Annotated in this window: 23 protein-coding genes and 1 tRNA gene; 16 read left to right on the plus strand and 8 right to left on the minus strand. The window is 59.6% G+C overall.

Annotated elements, in window-relative coordinates; genetic code table 11:
- Positions 1-11: 11 nt before the first annotated feature.
- The gene (gene ribD / locus ISX84_RS02795) at positions 12-1,088 is read left to right on the plus strand and encodes a bifunctional diaminohydroxyphosphoribosylaminopyrimidine deaminase/5-amino-6-(5-phosphoribosylamino)uracil reductase RibD (protein WP_195819350.1); all 1,077 of its coding nucleotides are present in this window, start codon (positions 12-14) and stop codon (positions 1,086-1,088) included.
- A 1-nt stretch (position 1,089) separates the two neighbouring features.
- On the opposite strand, the gene ISX84_RS02800 is transcribed toward ribD, so the two are convergent.
- The 3 genes from ISX84_RS02800 to ISX84_RS02810 all read right to left on the minus strand — a co-directional run bounded on the left by ISX84_RS02800 (position 1,090) and on the right by ISX84_RS02810 (position 5,662).
- The gene (locus tag ISX84_RS02800; protein ID WP_229884045.1) at positions 1,090-3,108 is read right to left on the minus strand and encodes a capsular polysaccharide biosynthesis protein; all 2,019 of its coding nucleotides are present in this window, start codon (positions 3,106-3,108) and stop codon (positions 1,090-1,092) included.
- A gap of 8 nt (positions 3,109-3,116) precedes the next feature.
- Positions 3,117-4,250, minus strand: a complete 1,134-nt coding sequence (locus tag ISX84_RS02805; protein WP_195818791.1) for a polysaccharide biosynthesis/export family protein — start codon at positions 4,248-4,250, stop codon at positions 3,117-3,119.
- A 116-nt stretch (positions 4,251-4,366) separates the two neighbouring features.
- On the minus strand, positions 4,367-5,662 hold the full coding sequence (locus ISX84_RS02810; protein ID WP_195818792.1) for a capsule biosynthesis protein: 1,296 nt from the start codon (positions 5,660-5,662) through the stop codon (positions 4,367-4,369).
- A gap of 150 nt (positions 5,663-5,812) precedes the next feature.
- Between ISX84_RS02810 and ISX84_RS02815 the strand changes: the two genes are divergently transcribed.
- From ISX84_RS02815 to ISX84_RS02840, 6 genes are all read left to right on the plus strand, one after another.
- Complete coding sequence (locus ISX84_RS02815) at positions 5,813-6,412, plus strand: riboflavin synthase (protein ID WP_195818793.1); 600 nt, start codon at positions 5,813-5,815, stop codon at positions 6,410-6,412.
- Between the two features lie 74 nt (positions 6,413-6,486).
- Entirely contained in the window at positions 6,487-7,611 is a 1,125-nt protein-coding gene (ribB, locus tag ISX84_RS02820) for a 3,4-dihydroxy-2-butanone-4-phosphate synthase (protein WP_195819352.1), read from the plus strand.
- A gap of 3 nt (positions 7,612-7,614) precedes the next feature.
- On the plus strand, positions 7,615-8,166 hold the full coding sequence (locus ISX84_RS02825; protein ID WP_195818794.1) for a 6,7-dimethyl-8-ribityllumazine synthase: 552 nt from the start codon (positions 7,615-7,617) through the stop codon (positions 8,164-8,166).
- The gene (gene nusB / locus ISX84_RS02830) at positions 8,163-8,645 is read left to right on the plus strand and encodes a transcription antitermination factor NusB (RefSeq protein WP_195818795.1); all 483 of its coding nucleotides are present in this window, start codon (positions 8,163-8,165) and stop codon (positions 8,643-8,645) included. Before ISX84_RS02825 ends, nusB begins: the two co-directional genes overlap by 4 nt.
- Positions 8,646-8,688: 43 nt before the next feature.
- Positions 8,689-8,997, plus strand: a complete 309-nt coding sequence (locus ISX84_RS02835; protein ID WP_195818796.1) for a hypothetical protein — start codon at positions 8,689-8,691, stop codon at positions 8,995-8,997.
- Between the two features lie 496 nt (positions 8,998-9,493).
- Positions 9,494-9,952 (plus strand): MmcB family DNA repair protein, encoded by a 459-nt coding sequence (locus ISX84_RS02840; RefSeq protein WP_195818797.1) that lies wholly within the window; start codon positions 9,494-9,496, stop codon positions 9,950-9,952.
- Here ISX84_RS02840 and ISX84_RS02845 read toward each other — a convergent pair.
- Positions 9,949-10,146 (minus strand): DUF6324 family protein, encoded by a 198-nt coding sequence (locus tag ISX84_RS02845; protein WP_195818798.1) that lies wholly within the window; start codon positions 10,144-10,146, stop codon positions 9,949-9,951. The two genes, ISX84_RS02840 and ISX84_RS02845, sit on opposite strands and share 4 nt — an antisense overlap.
- 81 nt (positions 10,147-10,227) lie before the next feature.
- Here ISX84_RS02845 and ISX84_RS02850 point away from each other — a divergent pair, with 81 nt between their 5' ends.
- Entirely contained in the window at positions 10,228-10,710 is a 483-nt protein-coding gene (locus ISX84_RS02850; RefSeq protein ID WP_195818799.1) for a GNAT family N-acetyltransferase, read from the plus strand.
- A gap of 43 nt (positions 10,711-10,753) precedes the next feature.
- A tRNA-His gene (locus ISX84_RS02855) sits at positions 10,754-10,830 on the plus strand.
- Positions 10,831-10,968: 138 nt separating this feature from the next.
- On the opposite strand, the gene ISX84_RS02860 is transcribed toward ISX84_RS02855, so the two are convergent.
- Both ISX84_RS02860 and ISX84_RS02865 read right to left on the minus strand, forming a co-directional pair.
- Complete coding sequence (locus ISX84_RS02860; protein ID WP_195818800.1) at positions 10,969-11,415, minus strand: hypothetical protein; 447 nt, start codon at positions 11,413-11,415, stop codon at positions 10,969-10,971.
- The gene (locus ISX84_RS02865; RefSeq protein ID WP_195818801.1) at positions 11,402-11,614 is read right to left on the minus strand and encodes a hypothetical protein; all 213 of its coding nucleotides are present in this window, start codon (positions 11,612-11,614) and stop codon (positions 11,402-11,404) included. The genes ISX84_RS02860 and ISX84_RS02865 overlap by 14 nt, the downstream gene beginning before the upstream one ends.
- A 158-nt stretch (positions 11,615-11,772) precedes the next feature.
- On the opposite strand from ISX84_RS02865, the gene ISX84_RS02870 reads away from it, so the two are divergent.
- The 4 genes from ISX84_RS02870 (at position 11,773) to ISX84_RS02885 (ending at position 14,681) form a co-directional block, all read left to right on the plus strand.
- Positions 11,773-12,066, plus strand: a complete 294-nt coding sequence (locus tag ISX84_RS02870) for a hypothetical protein (protein WP_195818802.1) — start codon at positions 11,773-11,775, stop codon at positions 12,064-12,066.
- A 455-nt stretch (positions 12,067-12,521) separates the two neighbouring features.
- Positions 12,522-13,727: a hypothetical protein gene (locus tag ISX84_RS02875; protein WP_195818803.1), complete on the plus strand. Its 1,206-nt coding sequence runs from the start codon at positions 12,522-12,524 to the stop codon at positions 13,725-13,727.
- Positions 13,724-14,182, plus strand: a complete 459-nt coding sequence (locus tag ISX84_RS02880; RefSeq protein ID WP_195818804.1) for a hypothetical protein — start codon at positions 13,724-13,726, stop codon at positions 14,180-14,182. The genes ISX84_RS02875 and ISX84_RS02880 overlap by 4 nt, the downstream gene beginning before the upstream one ends.
- A complete protein-coding gene (locus ISX84_RS02885; RefSeq protein ID WP_195818805.1) occupies positions 14,175-14,681 on the plus strand; it encodes a hypothetical protein in 507 nt (168 codons plus the stop codon). Before ISX84_RS02880 ends, ISX84_RS02885 begins: the two co-directional genes overlap by 8 nt.
- Before the next feature lie 174 nt (positions 14,682-14,855).
- Here the strand turns inward: ISX84_RS02885 and ISX84_RS02890 are convergent, their stop codons facing one another.
- Positions 14,856-15,392 carry a hypothetical protein gene (locus tag ISX84_RS02890; protein ID WP_195818806.1) on the minus strand — a complete coding sequence of 179 codons (537 nt, stop codon included), beginning with the start codon at positions 15,390-15,392 and terminating at the stop codon, positions 14,856-14,858.
- A gap of 1,130 nt (positions 15,393-16,522) precedes the next feature.
- On the opposite strand from ISX84_RS02890, the gene ISX84_RS02895 reads away from it, so the two are divergent.
- The 3 genes from ISX84_RS02895 to ISX84_RS02905 all read left to right on the plus strand — a co-directional run bounded on the left by ISX84_RS02895 (position 16,523) and on the right by ISX84_RS02905 (position 18,193).
- Positions 16,523-17,368, plus strand: a complete 846-nt coding sequence (locus ISX84_RS02895; RefSeq protein ID WP_195818807.1) for a hypothetical protein — start codon at positions 16,523-16,525, stop codon at positions 17,366-17,368.
- 1 nt (position 17,369) lies between these two features.
- On the plus strand, positions 17,370-17,684 hold the full coding sequence (locus ISX84_RS02900; RefSeq protein WP_195818808.1) for a hypothetical protein: 315 nt from the start codon (positions 17,370-17,372) through the stop codon (positions 17,682-17,684).
- 182 nt (positions 17,685-17,866) lie between these two features.
- The gene (locus ISX84_RS02905; protein WP_195818809.1) at positions 17,867-18,193 is read left to right on the plus strand and encodes a hypothetical protein; all 327 of its coding nucleotides are present in this window, start codon (positions 17,867-17,869) and stop codon (positions 18,191-18,193) included.
- A gap of 257 nt (positions 18,194-18,450) precedes the next feature.
- Here ISX84_RS02905 and ISX84_RS02910 read toward each other — a convergent pair whose 3' ends face one another.
- The gene (locus tag ISX84_RS02910) at positions 18,451-18,873 is read right to left on the minus strand and encodes a hypothetical protein (protein ID WP_195818810.1); all 423 of its coding nucleotides are present in this window, start codon (positions 18,871-18,873) and stop codon (positions 18,451-18,453) included.
- Positions 18,874-18,891: the final 18 nt, after the last annotated feature.

Consider the following 18,891-nt stretch of genomic DNA (forward strand, 5'->3'; position numbering starts at 1 on the left):
GCGCCCGTTTCATGGCGCTTGCGCTGTCCCTGGGTCGGCGCGGGCTGGGGCGGACATGGCCGAACCCGGCGGTCGGGTGCGTTATCGTCAAAGGCGGGCGCGTGATCGGTCGCGGGTGGACGCAGCCCGGTGGCAGGCCGCATGCGGAGACGGAAGCCTTGGCGCAGGCAGGTCCTGCCGCACTGGGGTCCGATGTCTATGTCACGCTCGAACCCTGCGCACATCACGGCAAGACGCCACCCTGCGCGCAGGCTCTCATCGACGCCGGCGTGGCGCGGGTTTTTGTCGCGGTGGAAGACATCGATCCGAGGGTTGCGGGGCAGGGGTGCGCGATGTTGCGCGCGGCGGACATCGAGGTGCATACCGGCCTCCTGGAACGTGAAGCGCGGGCGGCGAATGCAGGTTTCTTCACCCGGCTCGACACTGATCGGCCTTTTGTAACTCTAAAGCTGGCAAGCAGTTTTGATGGACGCATTGCCACCGGTACCGGCGAAAGCCAGTGGATCACCGGGCCGGACGCGCGCCGTGCCGTGCATGCCATGCGGGCGCGGCACGACGCGGTGATGGTCGGCGGCGGGACGGCGCGCAAGGACGACCCGAGCCTGACGGTGCTGGGTCTGGGCGTCGATTGGCAACCGGCGCGGGTTGTTGTCAGCCGCCGTCTCGACTTGCCGTTGATGAGTGGTCTGGCCCGCACGGCAAAGGACGTACCGGTGATCCTCTGCCACGGCCATGATGCGGACGGGACGCTGCTGCAGACCTGGCACGATCTGGGTGCCACGCTTCTGCCCTGCGCGGCAAAGGGCGGGCAGCTGGACCCGCAGGACCTGTTGCGGCAACTGGCCTCACATGGGCTCACCCGGGTGTTTTGCGAAGGCGGCAGCGCGTTGGCGGCAAGCCTGATCGAAGCGGATCTGGTGGATGAGCTGGTCAGCTTTACGGCCGGTCTTGCCATCGGGGCGGAGGGGCTGCCCTCCGTCGGGGCCTTGGGTCTTGGGCATCTGGCGCAGGCGCAGCGCTATGTGCTGAAGCAAAACCAGACCATCGGAGGGGACGTGCTGCACATCTGGCAGCGCGCCTCAGGGTAACTCATCTCCGCCAGAGATGCGCGCGGCTGGCCAGAAGCCCCTGAAGCTTTGACAGGAGTCGGTTTGCGTGGCCGGGCGGGGGGAGATCGCCCTCCGCCAGCCTGTCGACGGCCACTTCGACAGGGCAGGGCAGGCCGGTCTTGGGATCAACGTAGCGCGGATAGTCGATCAATGTCGCATGCGCCAGCCCGCAGAGCGAGGGCGTCGCGCGGCGTCGCGGCGGGACGTCCCCAAGGTCCGTGGTCAACCCCCATCCCGCGTAAAACGGCACACCCAGCGTGGTGACGGGCAGATCGCGCAACAGCGCCTCGAACCCCAGCAGTGAGGTCATGGTCCAGACCTCCTGCACCTGATCCAGCAGCGTCAGCACATCCGCCTTTGCCGCGATATGGTCTGCCAGATCGACGGTCTCGCAAGTGCCGGCCCGCAGGCCCGCTTCGACATCCGGGTGGGGTTTGTAGATGATCCGCGCCGCCGGGTGCGCTGTCCGGGCCGCCGTCAGCAGGTCAAGATTGCGGGACACTGAAGTGGTACCAAGCCTGATGGATGCGTCGTCCTCGACCTGCCCGACGACGAGAATCCGATACCCTTCCGGCAAGGGTTCCGTCGCGCCGCCAAGATTGTATTTGGTAACGCGCCTGCGCACCAGTTGTTTGATCAGCGCCCCCGCCCGCGTCTCCTGATCCGGGCGTAATTGTGCTCGGCGGGCGATCAGGTTTTCCAGGCGGCTGGGCTTGGTAGGGTCGTAGTAGATGCCCAGATCATCGGTGACCAGCGAGAGCGGTGGCACCAGTTCCGCCCCCAGCCCGCGCGAGCGCAAAAACCCATCCTCGACGCGCAGAGCGTCACGGTGACCGACCTCTGCCTTGCCTGCCCAGACCATCCAGGGCCGCCCCGTGGCGCGCGCCTTTGCAGGCTGATCTTCAAAGATCATCGGTGTGTGCTGGCCAAAGAAGCGTTGCAGCGGCGCGCGTTTCCACAGGCGCATGCCGGAGGCGACCCAGCCCTTGTGGTCCTCGCGCCACGCACGCGCCTGCGCAGCCATGGCGTCGATTGCCGTGCCCAGATCGCAGAGACGATCCGCGTAGGGGTCATACCATTTCGGGTAGAGCATCATGGCCGCGGCAAAGAGTTGCGCACGGGTCAGGCTGCGCTGACGGCGCTGCACGGGAAATTCGTCCTGTGACAGCCCCCAGCCTGCATAGAAGGGTTGGCCGAAGAGCCGGGGTCGGTGGCCTGCAAAGATCGCCTCAAACCCCAGTTGTGATGAAACAGTGTAGACGCCGATGGCCCCTTCGAACAATATCCACGGGCTGACGGGATCGGTGAGAAAGCGTACCCGGTCGGAGAGGTCCTGATCTTCAAAATAACCCTGGCGAAACCCGGCCACAGTGTCTGGATGTGTCTTGATGACGATGGGCGCGCCGGGATGTTCCTCCTGCGCGACAAAGAGCATTTCCAGAAACCGGTTCCGATCCGCGCCACTGGCGGTCACTGAAGCATCGCCGCGGGTTTGATCGAGGACAAGAACATAGCCTGGCGGCAAGGGTGGCAAGGTGGGATCAACCGCGCTGAATTTTGTCAGATGCGCTTCCTGCAGGCGCGCGATTGCGCCGCGTGCGGCGTCCAGCAGGGCGGTGTCGTCCAGCGGGTGATGGCGCAGCAGGTCTTCGAGATCCGAGACGGTCGACGGATCGTAGTGCACGCCCGACCGGTCGATCAGCAACCCCATCGGGGGCTCCCCCGCACGACCAGGATGCAGGGAGCGCAGCCAGGCGTCTTCGACCCGGACCAACTCGGCGCCCTTGTGATCCGCGACCGCCTCGCCCCGCCGAGCCGTCGGCCGCATGCCCCAGACGCCAACCAGATCATCCGGGCCGGGGCTGCCGATCTTCACCGCGTATCCGCTGAGCGTTAGAATGCGCCGCATGCGCTTTTGCGTCAGAAAGCCGCCGTTATAGACATAAAGCCGCCGGGCAGTCTCCTGTCCGGCGGCTTTTGGGTCACTCCCCGCGCCCATCAGAGGCGTCAGTTTGCCAGTTGGTCGATGGAGGCCGCAGGTCCGACAAGCGAGCCAAAGACGGCGGAGACCGCCTTGTTCCACTGCGCCAGCGGCGCTTCGGTCACGTAGATGGTGTCGCCGTCGCGGATCACGAAATCACGGGCCACGAACATCCCGTTGGGCTCGGTCAGATCAAGCAGGTAGATCATGCGCTGCGCCCCGATCAGGTCATTCCGCCCCAGCACCTCTGCGGCCACCTCAGGCGGCTCGTTCCGGAAGATAAAGACGCCGGTGGCATCCGACGTGGCGGATACCAGCCCGCCCACCTGCGCAATGGCCTCAAGCGCCGAGAGGTTTTGCGATTGGAACGGCACACGTGCCTGCGCGCCGGTCGCCCCCAGCGCTGTGAAGGAGCGTGTATCTTCCTCCACCAGAATACGGTCGCCCCCGCGCAGCGCGATATCGAGTTCAGGGTGGTCAAAAAGGTCCTGGAACCAGATCCGGCTGCGCTCGCGGCCCCGGGTGACGGTGACCTGTGCGATTTCGGGCTCGATTGTGACACCGCCAGCGCGGGCCAGCATGGTCGAGAGGGTGCGTGTCGGACGCTCAATGGCATAGACGCCCTGACCGCCCACAGCGCCGGTCAACGACACGGTAGAGCCATCGCCCGCCTGACGGCGCACTTCGACCTGCGGGTCGGGTGTCTGCTCTTCAAGCTTGCGCGTGATGATGCGGCGAATGGATTCGGGCGAGTTTCCGGCGGCGCGGATACGGCCCGCATAGGGCACAAAGATGAACCCGTCCCCATCGACCTGAACGCTTTCCAGCAGGGTGGCATTGCCGGTCTCTCCGGACAGCAACCCATCATCGACGTTTTCCCAGATCGTCAGGCCCAGAACATCGCCGGGCTGGATCGTGTCCGATCCGATACGGGCGGCATTCTTGAAGCTGTCGGAAAATCCCAGAGCAGGCACAACCGCAATGGCGCGGGTCACACGGTCATTCACGGCCACGACAAAGGCGTCGCCTTGCTTGTTCACGGAGCCCTTGTAGATCTGGCGTTTGTTGGGACCGACATGCGGCAACCCGCACGACGCCAAGACGGCCAGAGCCGTCACAAGGGCGATGGGGCGCACCCACCGAAAACCGGAAGTTGTCACTGCTCGGTCTCCTCGACCAATTCGAATTCTGCCTCAAATCGTCGGTTTTTCCCGACGTATTGGTCATTAATCTATCGCGATTACTTTTGAAAATCCAGCGTTTGGACGGCGTTGCGTTATCTCACCACGCGCAACTGTTGCTCAGGCGCCTCGGTTGGCTGCTCGTCAATCTGGTAGGGATCACGCCCCGAGAGCATCAAATCAACAACGCTACGCAGCAGTTGCGCCCGCCCGCGGCTTGCATAGAAGCTTCCCGGTAACTGGCTTGTTTGTAACAGAAACTGTCTGAACTCCCGGTATGCCCCCAGATCCGGACGTTTGGGGTCGGCAAAGAACTCGGCAAGGGGTTGGTCCGAAACAAGCTCCGGCTTGTCATAGACGGCATCGCCAAAGGCCTTGAGCGGGATGCCGCGCCAGAGCGCCTGCTGACCTGATGTCGAATTCACGGTCACGGCGCTGCGGGCCTCATTGAGAATGCCCGCCAGTTTGCCGCCGCGCAGGTAATGCACGCGGTTGGAGATATCATATTCACGGGCCAGCCGTCTGATGTCGCGCCGCAGGGGCACGCGCCCGTCTTCCAGCGGATGGGCCTTGAACACCAGGTGATGATGCGCGGGCGCACCAGCTGCGAATTGCGAGATGACGAGGCGCAGGAAGGTGTACTGCGTGTCGAATGGCGCATGCATCTGGAAGGCGGAATCGTGTTCCAGCTGCAGCAGGGTCAGGTGATAGGGGAACCTGCCGCGCCTCAGGCGGTAGGTGGCGAGGCGCCGCTCAAGCGCCTGAAACGGCATCAGGAGCAAGCGTCTGATATAGAGTTGGAACTCCTGGCTCACCTGCAGGGAACGATGTGGGCGAAACTGCGGGTAGCGCTGGTTCCAGAGCATTACGAACCAGTGGTAGAGCGCGCCGTAGAAAACGTGCTGGCGCATGTCGCCCCAGTGACCCGGCGGGACCGGCGGGTCAAAGCTGCCGCGCGCCTGCGCCTCCCGCATGGCGCTGAGGGGCATGTCCATCAGGGGGGAATGGCCGTTAGCGCCGCCGATCTCGTAGCTGACCCAATAGGGGCGCAGATAGCCTTCTTCGAAGACGTGCACCCGGATATTGCGGGCCTTTGCGAGGGTCGCGGCCTGCGCATGCATCCACCGGGTATCTCCATAGAGCACCAGGTCGGTCACGCCCTTTTCTTGCAAGAGGTCTGTGATGAAATCGGCCCAACCCTCGCGCGCACCGCGATAGGGGACATAGCTGCGCCGCTGTGGCCAGAAAACGCTGTCACCGGTGTTGAAGCCCACGCGCCAGACCAGTGCGCCGGCCTTTCGCAACTGACGCCCCAGCTGAAAAAAGAACGGACCATGCGGGCCTTGCAGGAACAGAAAAACGCGGGAGGATGCGACGGCGTTTGGGGACAAAGAACGAGCCTCGATCAACGACTATCTTCACTTCCACCGAATTCACCCGGGTTTAGTATGGCATTTTCTGCATGATCCGGCAAGGCAGGGGGTCTTGTCAGGGATCGGTCGCGCCGCTAGGTCAGGGTCAGGACGGCAAGAGGGGCGGCCATGTTCACAGGCATTATCACCGATATCGGCACGATCACCTCGTTGGTTCAGGAGGGCGACCTGCGGGCGCGTATCCAGACGGGGTATGACACGCAGGGCATCGATATTGGTGCCTCCATCGCATCGGATGGTGTCTGCCTGACGGTGGTGGATCTGGGGCCTGATTGGTACGACGTGCAGATCAGCGCCGAAACCGTTGAGAAGACCAACATCGGGCGGAATAACTGGGTGGTTGGCAAACGTGTCAACCTGGAGCGGGCGCTAAGGGTCGGCGACGAATTGGGCGGGCATATCGTGTCCGGGCATGTGGATGGGGTCGCGGAGGTTGTCGCGGTTGAAGACGAAGGCGACAGCACACGCGTGACGCTGCGTGCGCCCGAGGCGCTGGCGCGGTTCATCGCGCCCAAAGGGTCGGTGGCGCTGAACGGCACCTCGCTGACGGTCAACGACGTGAACGGAGCGGATTTCGGCATCAATTTCATTCCCCACACCAAGACCGCGACGACCTGGGGCGATGTGGCCGTCGGCGATATGGTCAACCTGGAGATCGACACTCTTGCCCGTTACGTCGCGCGCCTTGCGGAAATGCACAGCACCTGAGCGCCGGGCACATCTGGTCAAGGCGTGGGCGCTGCGATATGAGCCTGCCAAGTGAAACGAAAGGCACGCGCGCCATGAGCTTTGAAACACCCGGCCCGGTTGAGAAAGATCTGCGGGCCAGCATCGCACCCATCGAAGAGATCATCGAAGACGCGCGGCAGGGACGCATGTTTGTCCTTGTGGATCACGAGGATCGCGAAAACGAGGGTGATCTGGTGATCCCGGCGCAATTTGCCGACGCCGATGCAATCAACTTCATGGCGACGCACGGGCGCGGGCTGATCTGCATGCCACTCACGGCAGATCGCGTCGAGACGCTGGGTCTGCCGATGATGGCGGTGAACAACTCCTCCCGTCACGAGACGGCCTTCACTGTCTCCATCGAGGCGCGCGAGGGCGTTAGCACAGGCATTTCCGCAGCAGATCGGGCGTTGACGGTGGCGGTGGCCATCAATGAGGACATGGGGCAGGCGGATATCGCCACGCCCGGTCACGTCTTTCCGCTGCGAGCGCGGCAGGGCGGTGTGCTGGTGCGCGCCGGACATACCGAAGCCGCCGTGGACATCAGCCGGCTCGCGGGGCTGCACCCCTCGGGCGTGATTTGCGAGATCATGAAACCCGATGGCGACATGGCCCGTCTGCAGGATCTGGTGGATTTCGCGGCTGAACACGGGTTGAAAATCGGCACCATCAGCGATCTGATCGCCTACCGCCACAAGCACGACAATCTGCTGCGCCAGCGCGACGCGCGCACCGTCACCTCCGCCTATGGCGGGGAGTGGGACATGCGCATTTTTTCCGATGAGATCACCGGCACCGATCATGTCATCCTGTCGAAAGGGGACATCGGTTCCGATGCCCCGGTGCTGGTCAGAACCCATGCGCTCAATGCGCTGGAGGATGTGCTGGGCCTCGGGCCGAGCCCGGCGGATGAATTGCCCCGCGCGATGGAGATCATCGCCGAAGAGGGGCGGGGAGCCGTGCTGCTGTTCCGCGAGCCGCACCCCAAGCTGCGCCTGGACGGGGATGAAGACGATGGCCCGCGCACGATCAAACGCACCGGTGTCGGGGCGCAGATCATGTCAACGCTGGGCCTGAGCGAGCTGATCCTGCTGACCGACAGCCCACAGACAAAATACCTCGGGCTTGAGGCCTATAACCTGACCATCGTGGGCACGCGCCCGATTACCAAGGAGTGATCCATGGCTGTGAATGAAGAGCATTATGTCCTGCCCCGCCCGACCTTCGACAAGCCGGTGAAAATCCTGATCGTCGTGGCGCCCTACTACAAGGATATCGCGGACAATCTGGTGGCCGGGGCCAAAGCCGAGATCGAAGCGGCAGGTGCCACCTGGGAACTGGTGGAAATGCCCGGCGCGCTGGAAGTGCCCACGGCCATCGGCATCTCCGACCGGCGCAGCAATTTCGACGGATACGTGGCGCTTGGCTGCGTGATCCGGGGCGAGACCACGCATTACGAAACCGTCTGCAATGACAGCAGCCGGGCCTTGCAATTGCTGGGCCTGCAGGGGCTCTGCATCGGCAACGGCATCCTGACGGTGGAGACCCGGGCGCAGGCCGAAGTGCGGGCTGACGTGCAGGGCCAGAACAAAGGCGGCGGGGCGGCGGCGGCGGCCTTGCATCTGGTGGCGATGGCCCGTAAATGGGCCTCCCAATCCAAAGGCATCGGGTTCAAGCCAGCAGGGCAGGACACGCTGATCGCCGGTTCAAGTGACGGATCCAAAACCGCATGACATCGCTGCATGGCAACCTCTCCGGCAACCAGCGCCGGAAAATGAAATCCGCCGCCCGGCTTTACGCCGTGCAGGCGCTGTTCCAGATGGAGCATTCCGCGCAGACCGTCGAAGCGGTGCGCGCGGAATTCCTAGACCACCGTTTTGGCGCGACCTATGACGGCGACGAGATGCAGGATGGCGACATCGAGCTTTTCGCGGCCGTGCTGGAAGACGCGGTGAACTATCAGGCGCCGATTGACCAGATGACGGATCGCGCGCTGGTGGCGAAATGGCCCATCGCGCGGATCGACCCGACGCTGCGGGCGTTGTTCCGGGCTGCAGGGGCAGAGTTCCAGCGCAAGGACGCGCCTCCCAAAGTTGTGATCACCGAATATGTCGACGTGGCGCGCGCCTTTTTCCCCGACGGCAAGGAACCGAAATTCGTGAATGCGGTGCTGGATCACATGGCCCGCGAAGCGCAACCGGAAGCCTTTTGAATTCGCGCGTGACGGCGCTATGCTCAGGGCAAAGGAGAAATCCATGCCGCGAGTCGTCAGATTATACGTGAAGAGCGCATTGACCGGGTTTGCCGCGGCGGGTGCCTTTGTTTTCCTTGTTTTATGGCTGAACGTCGCCAATCTATGGCATCTTGTGTCCGGCTCGGACGTGGCCGTCATGGCTGTTGCCGTCTTCTGGGTGCTCAACGGCATCGTGTTTTCCGGCGTGCAATTCGCTTGGGCGATCACCGCGATGGCGGACAAACCCGATGCGGGAGATGACGGTGGCTTGGGCCCCCGGCAGGGGGTGCCCGTGCTGGTTGCAGAGACGGTGCGTAAAGAGTCCTGTTAGCGCTATTTCGCGTCATTTGCCTCTGGACATTTCGGCATCAAGTGCCATCTTCTAAGACAAAGGAGACTGGCAATGTTCGATTTCATCCTTCGTTTGATCCGCAGTGCGTTCGCGCAGCCGCAGCGCGAGGAATTGCTGATCCCTGTCCGTGTCGAAGAAAAGCGGGCGCTGCACAAGCGCCGCTGACCCGCCATCGGATTTCTGCCTGAGCGATGAATTGTCTTGCGGGTCTGTGTGACGGGCCCGCTGCAGCCGTTTGGTTTTTTATTCCCGAGGACCTGTATATACAGGTGGGCGCCAGGTAACTTGGCCAGGGCCAGGACAGAGCCAGCTCCCTCGGATTTGCTTAAGGCCACTGGAACGTAACCAGTCACGCGAAGAGCAGCACCCGTCACCCGTCTCACTTAGGCCGCCATCCCCCGGGGAACAAGGGGCAATAGCAACAGAGCGCAGGAATATCCTTGCACGGTGTTCCCGATATGTTCATATTTGGCGCATGGCGCATGATGATCTGCAGAGTTTCCAACCCGGCCAACTTCTGGCCCGCGGCGCAGCGCGGCTTCTGGCAAGCTACGGGTTCGCAAGCGTTGAAGAGCTTGTGCCCGCCCGCGGGTTGCGGGTCGATCTGATGGGGTTGGGACCGAAGGGCGAGATCTGGGTGATCGAATGCAAATCGAGCCGGGCCGACTATCAGTCAGACAGCAAGTGGCAGGGCTACCTGGAATGGTGTGATCGGTTCTTCTGGGCCGTGGATGACAGCTTCCCGACGGAACTGCTGCCGCTGGAAACCGGCTTGATCATCGCGGATGCCTATGGTGCAGAAGTCATCCGCATGGGGCCGGAGGACAAGCTGGCCGCTGCGCGCCGGAAGTCGATGGTTCAGAAACTCGCGACCACGGCTGCGCGCCGTTTGCAAGGCCTGCGTGACCCTGACATGGGGCTGGACTGGGGTTAGCGTTTGCCGCCGCGCATGTTCCGCGCCCGATTGGCGGCGGCGGTGATCTCATCGGCAATTTCATCGGCATCGTCGGGTGAAAAATCCATAGGAATTTCAAGGCCCTGCGATTCGACATAGATCCGGACCATGCCCTTGTCGGTGGGCCCGATCTGCAAATTGGCTTCAATGTCGCGTTCGGTGTCGATACCCATCTCTGCTCTCCTGAGTGAAGTGGAAGCATCGCTAGCCTGCACGGGGTTGAAAGGCAAGGCAGCTTGGGTTCTGGTGCGGGCATGGAAAATGTGACCATCCGACAATTCACCGCCGATGACCGCGATTGGCTCGTGGATCAGCATGGCCGGCTCTACGCGCAAACCGAAGGATTTGACGACAGCTTTGGCCTCCTGGTGGGCGACATCCTGGATGCCTTCATCGCCGAGCATGATCCGGAGTTGGAACGGGGGTGGATTGCGGAGGAAGACGGCACGCGCCTGGGCTCGATTTTCTGTGTACGACTGTCCGAAACGAAGGCCAAACTGCGGCTGTTCCTGCTCGTCCCGCAAGCGCGGGGGAAGGGCCTGGGCAAACGGCTGTTGGAAACCTGCATGGGCTTTGCAAAGGACCGTGGCTATCAGGGCATGCAACTCTGGACCCATGAAAGCCACAAGGCGGCCTGCGCGCTCTACAAGGCCCATGACTGGCAGTTGGAGAGCACCAAACCGGTGCATTCCTTTGGCCAGGATCTGGTGGAGCAGAGCTGGAGCTATCGCTTCTAACCCTCTTGCAATCTGCAAATTGGGCCGTTAAATCCAACCCAGTGCCGCCTTAGCTCAGTTGGTTAGAGCGCCTGATTGTGGATCAGGAGGTCCCCCGTTCAAGCCGGGGAGGTGGTACCATAAAATCAACTACTTAGCTGGTTTTTGAAGCGCTCGGTGGGCGTTTAAAGAATTTTTTCCAACGCTTTCCCAACATCTGAACAAGAAAACCCCGGTTCTGGGTACCGGGGTCATGTTGGAAAGAGTGTTGGAAAGTCATCAGCCCTTGCGTGGTTCGATAGCCGAAGCATGCGGCAGAAGGCCGCGCAGCAGGCGCTCTCCTGCCTCGTGGTTGGCCGCTTGAACCAGCACAGCATAACGCGGGTTGTGCGGTTTCAGCTGCAGGAACATCGGCACGGGCGGGCGCGCCCAGACACGGAGTACGACGTCCAGCGGCTTATGGTCCCAGTATGGCTTCAGCTGCATCGGGTTGGTCACCAGTTCGGGCAGCAGCTCCAGCACCAGTGCGCCGAGCTTCTGGTCGACCGCAGGATCAGGCACTACGCCCTTGGCCGCCATTCTGACGAACCAGCCCTGCCGCCAGTAGGCGATCCGCTCGCGCTGTTTGCGTGGCAGGGCACCGGGCGGGACGCGGTCCCAGTCCGGCGGGATGGCACCCCAGCCCTCCGGGATATTGTGGGTCTCTTCGATCTTACGCTGTGCCATGAGCGGCTCCTCTCTTCAGGTTCTTCAACGACTTCAGGTTCACTTTCTGGTTCTCGCGTTCTCTGCGCCGAGTCTTCAGTTCTGTGCCTGCAGGCAGTGTGCCGTCAGCGATCAGCTCATCGATCAAGTCGTAAGCGTCATCATCGTCCAGCGCATCGATCAGAACCGGTACGGCAAACGCCAAGTCGGACAGTTTCAAGGTGTAGGCTCGGGGGTCAGTAAAGCGGTGTGCGTCGACCAGTGCCTCTTTGGTTTCGCCGAACTCCCGGCGACGGTAGTCGCGATGGTTCTCGACTGCTTTGGCGTCGTCGAAACGGTCGGCCAGTATAGTGGCACAGTTCTACGGGGCTAAGACACTTGCCGCACGGCATCCGCGCTAAGATCGTGCTGGCCACCGGCCTGCGCATGGAGCAGGTGCGAGCGTGGCTCAACAGAAGCGCACCACTCGATTACCAACCGCAAGCCACACCCATGCCGCAGACGCCTGAGCGGCAGCAATTGGAAGCCACGGTCGAGACCTTGCTGCTCAATGCCAAGCGCACCGCCTCTGGCAACCTCGCACCGGGCGAGTTGCAGAGGATCGCAAAAATCGCGGGGATCACGTCCCCTGCCGTGCGCCACATCGCAACCAAGTTGGTAGATGCCGCATGATCGACCCGACCCTCAAACCAGCGCCAACGCAGCGCATCGTACGACGCATGAAGCGGCCCTCTCATGTCGCACCTGTGGCCAAACCAGCAAGCGCGCCGCAGCAAGAGGGATACACCCACCCCCCGGGGGGCGGTGTACCTTTGCAGGAGGAAACAGCACAGGGTGAGCATACAGCGCGAAAAGCTGCGCAAACGAAGGGGGTACCCCCAAATTCGCGCACTTTCGGGGAGAGAAAAGAACAGGCACAAAATTACCGAGCTTCGCCGGAAAAAATCCCAGCCTCCTCCTCAGAAGACCCACTGACAACAGCCGCTCAGGCCACAACTGGATACCAGCCGCGCGACTGGCAACTCACAGTTCACAGCTCCATGAGCCAGCACCGATTTTGTTGTTGCGTCGTACATCGCCGGGGCGGCAAGATAGTACTGGCCGTAAACACACTGATCGCGGCTGCCATGGCGCTGCCCAATGGCCGGTTCGCGTACAGCGCGCCCACCATCAAACAGGCCAAGTCGATCAGCTGGCCCATCTTCCGCGAATACACATTGGGCATCCCCGGCATCGACTTCCGCCCCGCCGAGAACAAGATCGTGTTCCCGAACGGGGCTGAGGTCATGCTGTTCAGCGCCGACCTGCACGACAGCATCAGGGGGCACGGCCTCGACGGCGCTGTCCTCGATGAGGTGGCCAGTTTCCCCGCCGAGGCATGGCCCACCTCCATCCGGCCAACTCTCAGCGACAAGAACGGTTGGGCGCTCTTTGTGGGCACCGTGCGCGGACAGGGCGACGAATTCCACCGCGCCTACCTGCGCGGCCTCGGAGACGATCCTGAGTGGTGCAGCCATATGTTCCTGCCGCACCAGACCGGCGCACTCTCCCAGTCCGAGATCGAAAGCGCGAAGGGCTCCATGAGCGAGAACCAGTTTGCGCGTGAATACGGATGTGATTTTTCCGCTTCGACCGAGGAGACGCTGATCCCAGCGTTCCTTGTTATGGAAGCAATGCACCGCGACACATGGGAGGGGCAGCTGCAGGGTGCACCCAAGATCATCGGCGTCGATGTTGCCCGCTTCGGCGATGACAAGACCGTCTTCGCCCGGCGTTGGGGTAAGAAATTGCTGCCCACCAAATCCCTTACAAAGGCCGACACCATGCAGACGGTCGGCCACCTTTGTCGCATGATCCGCGAGTTCAGGCCGGATGCCGTGATCGTCGACGACGGTGGCATCGGCGGTGCCGTCACCGACCGCATGACCCAGCTGGGCTATGACGTCATCGCTGTGAACTTCGCTCACAAGGCCATCGAACCAGAGCGTTATGCCAACAGGCGCGTCGAAATGTGGGACAAGCTGAAGCTCTGGCTTATCGAGGGCGGCGATCTTCCGGAAGAACCGATCCTGCCGAGCGATCTTAGCGCACCGCAGATCGAATTTGACGCCCAGAACAGGATGAAGCTGGAGCGCAAAGAGAAGATCAAGGCCCGGCTCGGACGCTCGCCGGACTACGGTGACGCCTTCGCGCTGACCTTCGCCGCAGACGTCTACCCACGGCGCGCCGTCGACGAGCACCTGCCGCTCTATCTGCAGCCGGATCACCACAAAGAAGAGGACTGGGACTTTACCCCCGGCGTCTTCCACGATCACAGGGAATACGGATATTGAAGCGCGCCTACACCGGTCCCGACTACATGCCCCAATACAAGGCCGACGCCCTCGCAGCAGGCGAGCAGAAGCGTCGCATGATCGCCATTGCTCAAGCCCGAAAAGGCGAGGCCGAGGGAAAGAAACCACCACCCCCGACGAAGGAAGAACGCATGTACCCGAAGATGAAACAGGCCATGACCCGCGACAAGGTCAGCCGCGAAAAATCCTTCCGCGAAACCACCGGCCCAAGGCAAGTCAAGGACATGTCCAGCGCCGAGAGGTGGGAGGCGTTGCGCCAGCAGGGCTGGCGCGTCGCCACCGATCAGGACGAGCGCAACCTCAAGAGCTACCCGAGCATGACCAACCACATCGTCAGCTCTGTCGCACATGACGGCACGCCCATTGTGCGCTCGTCCACCGAAGCAGAACGCCACAGCGGCCAAGTCATTGAGGAGCTAAGCCCTAATGGATGAACACCGGATCACACAGATCGAAGCCGACCTGCAGCGCGTTATGCGCAGGTTGTTCCCTGAAGAGTTCAAGCGCCCTGGGCCACCGCCACCGGACCCGCTGGAGGACCTCTTCGGTGCACCGCAGGCCAGCGACGATCACTACCTCAAAGTCCGCTGGGACGCGCTGACAGACCACCGCGCCTGCTTCCTCGATGCCGATGAGCATCGCAAGGCAAGGGCTGAGTACATGGACACGCAGGGCTCGTACCTGCCGGATTTCTACGTGAAAGACGGTGAGGTGATCGACGGCAAGACCGGGAAAGTCGTGACCCGCGAACGCGAGCTGCGCAAAATCATCAGGCGCGCGCGCGCGTCGATCAAGCAGATGGCACGCGATCAGATCGATGATGACCCCGAGATGAACTGGACACCTGTGCAGGACGCTCACGACAAGCTGCAAGAAGCAGAGATCGGGCTGGCCAAGCTGAAGGGCAACCCGCGCTTGCGCGAGAGGTCCTGACAGTCCTCGTCTGACCGTGCGCAGGTAGTAGCTGCCGTTCGCTGCATGCTGACAAATGGGCAGGAAGGGCTCGTTGCGGTCATCCGACAGTTTTGGTCAGTTGACCGCTCGCAGCCCAAAGCAGACATGGGTATTCTATCATAGTCTCGCACTCAGCGAGCTTATGACTGCGTACTAGTCCGAACGGTCTTTCAACTGCTGGATCACGCTCTGGATAGAGCCCGATCTCGCGAAAAATGAAAGACCAGCGTGCCCCCCATCTGCGCGATCCTGTGCTGAGCGATAGTGACCACAAATCAGCCCGACTACTTTGGATGGTCTGTGATCCCGCTTTGGATGCCACGACCCGTCCCCCCAACCCTTTTGTAAGGAAATTACCGGCCCTCCTGAGAAGCCAGATTGAGCATAGCTGTCTATCAGGCCGTAATTGCTACCAAGCTCCCCATAAACATCGATTCCATGAATTGGTGGGTAAGCGAACACACCTTGGCGCAGAAGCGGATAATTAAACTCTGACGTCCCAACTCTATTTACTGGAGAGTTATCTGGAAAGCCTACAAAAACTACTGGCTCGCCCGCATGTCGCGACGAAAGGTCTTCATCTGTTGCGAGGAAGTCGAGTCCGAAAGACCACGGTCTGATAAGATTTTCACCCGAATTGATCGGCAGTACGTTCGCTGGTATTTTTATTGCAGCTACATCGACTTCCATATCGTCATGAGCAAACTCAGGGTCACCTATGCAAAGCCTTTGATAACCTATTGCGGCCTTGGGCGTCCCGAGTTCACCGAGGATTGGAAGGATACATCTATTTTTTTGCAGATCGCTTGAGTGATCGCCGCTTTTGGCACGTACTGAGGGTCAACAACATGTCGTGCCGTGACAAGAAAGTAGTGTGTTCTATCATAGATGAAGAAACCGGTTCCAACCCCCTTTCTTCCATCGTCATAAGTGACAGATAACCTTGCAACGGTGAGATACCAGAGCTCTTGTGGTGGCAAATAAAACAACGAAGTTTCTCTCCAAATGCGGAAGATGAGCCACAATGGCAACAGCAGCGAACCTAAGCAATGGTTTCTTGGACGTCGATTGGCGCTTTTGATCGGTCGATGGTAGCCAGCCCGAAGCGGACATTTCCCGGCTCAAGCAGACGCTGCGGCGTGTTCCCTAGCGCTGACGCTTGCTCACAAACCGCTCCCGTGCAAAATGCCAGTCGGCAGAAATGGAGAACGCCGAGTGCCAACTGAACCGACGCTTTCCGGGGCAGCCGATGTTGTCCTAAAAATCTCTGCTCTTGTTGCCGTGTCAGCTGCAATCGCTTCATTCGGCTACAACTACGCCCTTTGCACGTGAGGCACTCACCAAGTTATCTTTTCAGCCCTAGTTTTTTTCTCGCTTTTCTAGTTTTTGGCTTGGTGCTTGCTCTCTCGGATGACACTTTCGGCAATTTTAGGGATCTAGATTCTTCGTCAGGCTCCATTAGCGCGAAGTCTCTCAAAGTTGCTCTGTACTTACTCGGGTTCTTCGCGGAAACGTCACTGTTTGTCGTGGCCTTCTATTCCTTCCGCGTCGCCGCAGACATACCAAACTGCTTGCCTTAGCTGACAGCCCGAAGCGGACATTCCATCGGACCTACGCCCCGCAATCACGCACTTCTAGATCATGCCACGATACCCTTTGGTGAGTTGCTGCGAGATGATTTGCCGCGAACTACCTTCTTGGTCTTTTTGACCTGGATGAACCCATGTCTTAAGGGCGTCGGCACACTAACTTTGTCGGGTCCTTTGCGAATTAGCTCCATTTATGGTAATAGTAGGTAGATTTATTTGGAGTGATTTGATTTGAAACTCAAATTTTTGTTGGTAGTGGCTTGCATCACGCTTGCTGCTTGTACACCCCCTATAGGAGAAGGCAATCTTACTGACCTTGGAAAGCAAACAGACGCTGTGTCTGTTGCGTTAAGCTCGCCTCTTCGTGTCCAACAAAAGATGATTTCAGAGACGGCAAAGTACAACCAGCTATGCGGGTATCTATCAGGTAAGACACCGGAACTCTTACCGTTGAAGTCGCGCATCAAACCTACACAGACGGCTCGCGAAATGAATCAGGTAGCCGGAGCTATCGGCGCTTACGCAGCTGCACTCAAGGAGGCCGCAGCTGGTGGTTCAGTTGCAATTCTGGCAAGTTCTGCGGATTCTTTCAAAGCAGAAGCGTCAGGTTTGCTAGAGGAATTTGAAGCCGATCCGAGTGTATCACCAGCTGTCGAGGCGGGTATAAATGTGATACTCCGTGTAGGCGAAGCTAATCGAATGGCTCGGGTACGAGCTATTATGGACGATGTCTACCTGACACTTGTTCAACTCGAACGCAGATTGGTTTCCGACGCTCCTTCCGTAGTCAACGAGAATCGAAGTTTTGTTTTCGCTTGGGAGCGGTCGACCAAATGTGTTTTGAATCGTGTTCGCTCTGATCGAGATGTTGCGATCCAGTATTTTGATAAATTTCAAAAGGATCGCGCGGAAATTGAAAGAGATACCGCGTTGACACAAAAGGCCCCAGCCGCCGTTCGGACACTTTTTGAGATTCATATTTTGATTATCACCGAACCAGTTGATCCAGAACTCACTCTAAAAACTCTTCAGAATATGTACGACGAAATTGAAGCTGTGCTTGAAGTGGGAAATTGACATGACAACCAACGAACAAGCAAAAAATAAAATTATGAACACACTCCGCGACCTTGTTTTGATCAAACACAATGATCGCCCTAAGACCGGCGATCAGATTGCATCGATAGATTATTCAGTTGACCAGCTAAATAATGAGCGATTTCGCTTGGAGGGCCTTTCCTTGACAGCAACCTACTCAGATATCGCCAGCAACATCGGAGATGCCGAGTCCGATCTGAATGACATTGTGGAGGATAGGGAGGATTTGGCTGATGCGTTAGTTACGGCAAGCAAGATTTTAGGCTCCATTCGTGCAGTGTTGACGTTGATATAAACCAACTAAGCAACTTTCATGCGTTCTGCCGAAAACAGCTGTGCGTGTTTGTCAGATTTTATAGGTCTCAAATCCTGAAACTAGGTCGAGATCGAGTAGCGAAACAACTCATAAAGCGCTCCAAGAATTGGAAATGGGTGCTTCTTTGATGAAGTATGAAGGCTCGCGTAGGAGATACTTGAATGAATAGATCGGTGTTGATCACTTTTTCGTTTTTGTTGTTCGGCTCACTGTTTGGTTGCGATGTCATAGATGATGACCAGAACTCGAATCCTGACGTCGTCAATCCACCTGAAAGAAAGATACCCCACAGCAACAAGTTTGACCCTGCGGATTGCCCACTGTCATTTGACGAGCGTCTTAGAAACCCCGGCTTGGGTGACTCGGGAATTGAAACTCCGGAGCATGTGCTTGACCCTTCAAAAAATATTGATCGCAATGGACTCCGACGTGCCGCTCTTGAGGAGTATTGCGCGGCAATTGATCGTCCTTTTTCCGATCGAGGATGATTGAGTGGAGCAAGATTCACAAGATGAAACCTATCGGCACCCAACTTCCGCTCTTTTGCAACATCCCTCGATGGTGGTTGGGTATGTTGCTGTTCGCTCGATAGCAAACAACAAGACTTTGCAAAGTCCGCTTTCTGCGCATCGCCGACATTGAGACACTGTCCCAATCCGGGCATCTGTCGCTGTCTAGGCTTTCGAGCCCCCACCGCCGGTCTTAGAGCCGCCGCCCTTGGTGCCTTTGCTGTTTCCTGCTTCACTCATGTTCGCCTCCTTGGCTGTTGGGTTTGTTGCGACGCGCCCAGCCAACGAAGCATAGCCGGGCGCGCCGCGTTACGACTGGGAGGAGCGTGTCCCCGCAAGGCCCAGCCGATCTGGTCAGGCGGCCTTTGATTTGGCGCGCCGCTTCTGTGGTTTCTTCGCGTCGGGCAGGTATTGTCGATCCATCTTCGGGGTGACGATGGCGATCCGGTTGTCGGATGCACGAGGTCGTTCGCCTCGTCTTCATCCATGATCTCTGCCGAGCTGGGCAGGAACCTGCGCTTCTTTTTGGCGTCGGTCTCGGCGAAGCTCGCGGGCATCCTGTAGATGTCGCCCCGGTTCTTGCCGGTGCCGATGGCCCCGGTGGCGGGCGAGTAGAACCCGACCTTGTCGAACTGTACGAAAATGGTTTCTTCAGCCATGTGATGTCTCCTCTGTGA

Source organism: Roseobacter sp. MH60115 (assembly GCF_015644665.1).
Classification (GTDB): Bacteria; Pseudomonadota; Alphaproteobacteria; order Rhodobacterales; family Rhodobacteraceae; genus Roseobacter.

Coding starts and splice junctions, on each gene's coding strand:
- ribD (WP_195819350.1), top strand. CDS start 12: ATGGCGCTTGCGCTGTCCCTGGGTCGGCGCGGGCTGGGGCGGACATGG.
- ISX84_RS02800 (WP_229884045.1), bottom strand. CDS start 3,108: ATGGGCGCGGGGAGTGACCCAAAAGCCGCCGGACAGGAGACTGCCCGG.
- ISX84_RS02815 (WP_195818793.1), top strand. CDS start 5,813: ATGTTCACAGGCATTATCACCGATATCGGCACGATCACCTCGTTGGTT.
- ribB (WP_195819352.1), top strand. CDS start 6,487: ATGAGCTTTGAAACACCCGGCCCGGTTGAGAAAGATCTGCGGGCCAGC.
- ISX84_RS02825 (WP_195818794.1), top strand. CDS start 7,615: ATGGCTGTGAATGAAGAGCATTATGTCCTGCCCCGCCCGACCTTCGAC.
- nusB (WP_195818795.1), top strand. CDS start 8,163: ATGACATCGCTGCATGGCAACCTCTCCGGCAACCAGCGCCGGAAAATG.
- ISX84_RS02835 (WP_195818796.1), top strand. CDS start 8,689: ATGCCGCGAGTCGTCAGATTATACGTGAAGAGCGCATTGACCGGGTTT.
- ISX84_RS02840 (WP_195818797.1), top strand. CDS start 9,494: ATGGCGCATGATGATCTGCAGAGTTTCCAACCCGGCCAACTTCTGGCC.
- ISX84_RS02845 (WP_195818798.1), bottom strand. CDS start 10,146: ATGGGTATCGACACCGAACGCGACATTGAAGCCAATTTGCAGATCGGG.
- ISX84_RS02850 (WP_195818799.1), top strand. CDS start 10,228: ATGGAAAATGTGACCATCCGACAATTCACCGCCGATGACCGCGATTGG.
- ISX84_RS02860 (WP_195818800.1), bottom strand. CDS start 11,415: ATGGCACAGCGTAAGATCGAAGAGACCCACAATATCCCGGAGGGCTGG.
- ISX84_RS02875 (WP_195818803.1), top strand. CDS start 12,522: ATGGCGCTGCCCAATGGCCGGTTCGCGTACAGCGCGCCCACCATCAAA.
- ISX84_RS02885 (WP_195818805.1), top strand. CDS start 14,175: ATGGATGAACACCGGATCACACAGATCGAAGCCGACCTGCAGCGCGTT.
- ISX84_RS02890 (WP_195818806.1), bottom strand. CDS start 15,392: ATGGAAGTCGATGTAGCTGCAATAAAAATACCAGCGAACGTACTGCCG.
- ISX84_RS02900 (WP_195818808.1), top strand. CDS start 17,370: ATGACAACCAACGAACAAGCAAAAAATAAAATTATGAACACACTCCGC.
- ISX84_RS02905 (WP_195818809.1), top strand. CDS start 17,867: ATGAATAGATCGGTGTTGATCACTTTTTCGTTTTTGTTGTTCGGCTCA.
- ISX84_RS02910 (WP_195818810.1), bottom strand. CDS start 18,873: ATGGCTGAAGAAACCATTTTCGTACAGTTCGACAAGGTCGGGTTCTAC.